This window comes from Tritonibacter litoralis (assembly GCF_009496005.1).
GTDB lineage: Bacteria > Pseudomonadota > Alphaproteobacteria > Rhodobacterales > Rhodobacteraceae > Epibacterium > Epibacterium litoralis.
The window spans coordinates 2501-6098 of sequence record NZ_WIBF01000030.1 but is presented as its reverse complement, the minus strand read 5'-3'; the positions used below and the strand labels follow the sequence as shown (position 1 = coordinate 6098).

Genomic DNA, 3598 nt, shown 5'->3' with positions numbered 1-3598 from the left:
TTGGTTGCGGGAGTAGGATTTGAACCTACGACCTTCAGGTTATGAGCCTGACGAGCTACCTGGCTGCTCCATCCCGCGTTGGTTTTGTTTTTTTATCGATTTATAGAGATATTGGTATTGTCTAGGTTTGGCGGTGACCTACTCTCCCAGGGCTTAAGCCCAAGTACCATTGGCGCTGAGGCACTTAACTTCCGGGTTCGGGATGGGACCGGGTGTTTTGCTCTTGCTGTTGCCACCAAACCGAGGCAATACCGTGCGTCTTTTTTTTGACGCATACAATCAAGGTTGTCCGAGTTAAGTTTGCTTTTGGTTTTTGCTTGATGACGGTGTTTTTTTTACACTGTCTATTTCTGGATCAAATCAAGCCTATCGGGCGATTAGTACCGGTCAACTGAGCACATTGCTGTGCTTACATCTCCGGCCTATTGACGTGGTGGTCTACCACGGCCCTCAGGGATACCTTGTTTTGAGGGGGGCTTCCCGCTTAGATGCCTTCAGCGGTTATCCTTTCCGATCATAGCTACCCAGCACTACCATTGGCATGATAACTGGTCCACCAGTGGATCGTTCACCCCGGTCCTCTCGTACTAGGGGCAACTCCTCTCAAGTATCCTACACCCACGGCAGATAGGGACCGAACTGTCTCACGACGTTCTAAACCCAGCTCACGTACCTCTTTAAACGGCGAACAGCCGTACCCTTGGGACCTGCTCCAGCCCCAGGATGAGATGAGCCGACATCGAGGTGCCAAACACTGCCGTCGATATGGACTCTTGGGCAGTATCAGCCTGTTATCCCCGGCGTACCTTTTATCCGTTGAGCGATGGCCCTTCCACTCGGGACCACCGGATCACTATGGCCGACTTTCGTCTCTGCTCGACTTGTCAGTCTTGCAGTCAGGCTGGCTTTTGCCATTGCACTCAACGAGCGATTTCCGACCGCTCTGAGCCAACCTTCGCGCGCCTCCGTTACTCTTTAGGAGGCGACCGCCCCAGTCAAACTACCCGCCACGCAGGGTCCCGGATCCAGATGATGGACCGCGGTTAGACATCAAGAGTGCGAAGGGTGGTATCTCAAGGGAGGCTCCACTCAAACTGGCGTTTGAGTTTCGATGCCTACCACCTATCCTGCACGTCACAATCCTGATGCCAGTGCGAAGCTGTAGTAAAGGTGCACGGGGTCTTTCCGTCTAACCGCGGGAAGCCTGCATCTTGACAGGCAATTCAATTTCGCTGAGTCGATGTTGGAGACAGCGGGGAAGTCGTTACGCCATTCGTGCAGGTCGGAACTTACCCGACAAGGAATTTCGCTACCTTAGGACCGTTATAGTTACGGCCGCCGTTTACCTGGGCTTCAATTCGGAGCTCTCACCCCTCCTTTTAACCTTCAGGCACCGGGCAGGCGTCAGACCCTATACGTCGTCTTGCGACTTCGCAGAGCCCTATGTTTTTAATAAACAGTCGCCACCCCCTGGTTTGTGCCCCCGGATTCCACTTGCGTAGGACCCGGGCCTCCTTCTCGCGAACTTACGGAGGTATTTTGCCGAGTTCCTTCAACATCGTTCTCTCAAGCGCCTTGGTATTCTCTACCAGTCCACCTGTGTCGGTTTAGGGTACGGTCTGATGGAGGGCTATTTCCAGGGACTGATCAGCAGCCCACCCAATCCGATAAGGGCAAACTACCTTCACAATCCGTCACATCCTCCTGGCCTAGGAATATTAACCTAGTTCCCATCGCCTACGCCTTTCGGCCTCGGCTTAGGGGCCGGCTTACCCTGCTCAGATTAGCTTTAAGCAGGAACCCTTGGACTTTCGGCGAGAGTGTCTCTCACACTCTTTGTCGCTACTCATGTCATCATTCTCACTAGTGATCTCTCCACGGGATCGCTCACGCGCCCGCTTCATCGAAAGTTCCGTGCGTCTAAGACCTTCCGGAGAAGGTTAAAGACGCATGGAACTATATCACACTACGCTCTGCTACCATGCACTATGTGCATCCTCGGCTTCGGCTCATGGCTTGAGCCCCGTTACATCTTCGCCGCAGGACGTCTTAATTAGACCAGTGAGCTGTTACGCTATCTTTAAAGGATGGCTGCTTCTAAGCCAACCTCCTGGTTGTTTTGGACATCCCACCTGCTTTCCCACTTAGCCATGAATTAGGGGCCTTAGCCGGAGGTCAGGGTTGTTTCCCTCTCCACTACGGACGTTAGCATCCGCAGTGTGTCTGCCATCTAGTACTCCCGGGTATTCGGAGTTTGGTTAGGATCAGTAAGCCTGTGGGGCCCCATTACCCATCCAGTGCTCTACCCCCCGGGGTATTCGGATGACGCTCTACCTAAATAGATTTCGCAGAGAACCAGCTATCTCCGAGTTTGATTGGCCTTTCACCCCTAGGCACAACTCATCCCGATCTTTTTCAACAGATGTGGGTTCGGCCCTCCAGTGCGTGTTACCGCACCTTCAGCCTGGTCATGCCTAGATCACTCGGTTTCGGGTCTGATCCCACGAACTCATGCGCCCTATTAAGACTCGCTTTCGCTACGCCTACACCTAACGGCTTAAGCTTGCACGTGAGACCAAGTCGATGACCCATTATACAAAAGGTACGCCGTCAGATCTTAAGATCCTCCGACTGATTGTAGGCGTTCGGTTTCAGGTACTGTTTCACTCCCCTTGTCGGGGTGCTTTTCACCTTTCCCTCACGGTACTGGTTCGCTATCGGTCAGTAAGGAGTACTTAGCCTTCGAAGGTGGTCCTCCGATCTTCAGACAGAATTTCACGTGTTCCGCCCTACTTAATACGTCCTTCAAAGCTTCCCATACGGGGCTATCACCCGCTATGGCTATGTTTCCCAACATATTCTGGTCACTTATCAGGCTCGGCTGGTCCCCGTTCGCTCGCCGCTACTAGGGGAGTATCATTGATTTCCTTTCCTCCGGGTACTTAGATGTTTCAGTTCCCCGGGTTTGCTCTTAAAACCCTATGTATTCAGGTTAAAAGTACTGGGTTTACCCCGCTATAAACTGCAATGCAGATTATAGTAGAGTATCCAGTGGGTTGCCCCATTCGGAAATTCATGGATCAAAGCTTATTCTCAGCTCCCCATGACTTATCGCAGAGTATCACGTCCTTCATCGCCTCTTACTGCCAAGGCATCCACCAAACGCCCTTCTCGCGCTTGATTTGATCCAGAAAGAGACAGTCTATTTGCACTACCGCGCCGAAGCGCCTTGAGTGCATTTACACAGTCTACGACAGAAGCTGGTAAGATCTGCCGCTTGTCTTTCTGAACCAAAAGCATACTTTCCCGCTCGCTTCATGTCGGTGAAGCGAACTTTGCATGAACTTAATCATGCGGGTTAGTGTACTTGACTTGGACAACTACCGTCATTTCAAGAAAGCATACAGAAAGTCGTCTGAGGAAACATGACGAGCCAATCTGCTATCAGCTGCAAGAGCAGCATCACCTTCAAGAGGTCATCCCCTTACTCGAGGAGACCAACGGTGTTGTTGATTGTAATCTCTATAAACGATATCAAGTTCCACTCTCTTGAGAGAAGGAATACTGCGCCCGATTGGACGTTTAAGAAGCACATCTT

The 3598-nt window shown here is 51.7% G+C and carries 1 tRNA gene and 2 rRNA genes; all 3 read right to left on the bottom strand.

Annotated elements, in window-relative coordinates:
• Window position 1 precedes the first annotated feature (1 nt).
• Window positions 2–78 (bottom strand) — tRNA-Met (locus GFB49_RS20675).
• A 47-nt stretch (window positions 79–125) separates the two neighbouring features.
• Window positions 126–240, bottom strand: a 5S ribosomal RNA gene (rrf, locus tag GFB49_RS20670).
• A 116-nt stretch (window positions 241–356) separates the two neighbouring features.
• Window positions 357–3183, bottom strand: a 23S ribosomal RNA gene (locus GFB49_RS20665).
• Window positions 3184–3598: the final 415 nt, after the last annotated feature.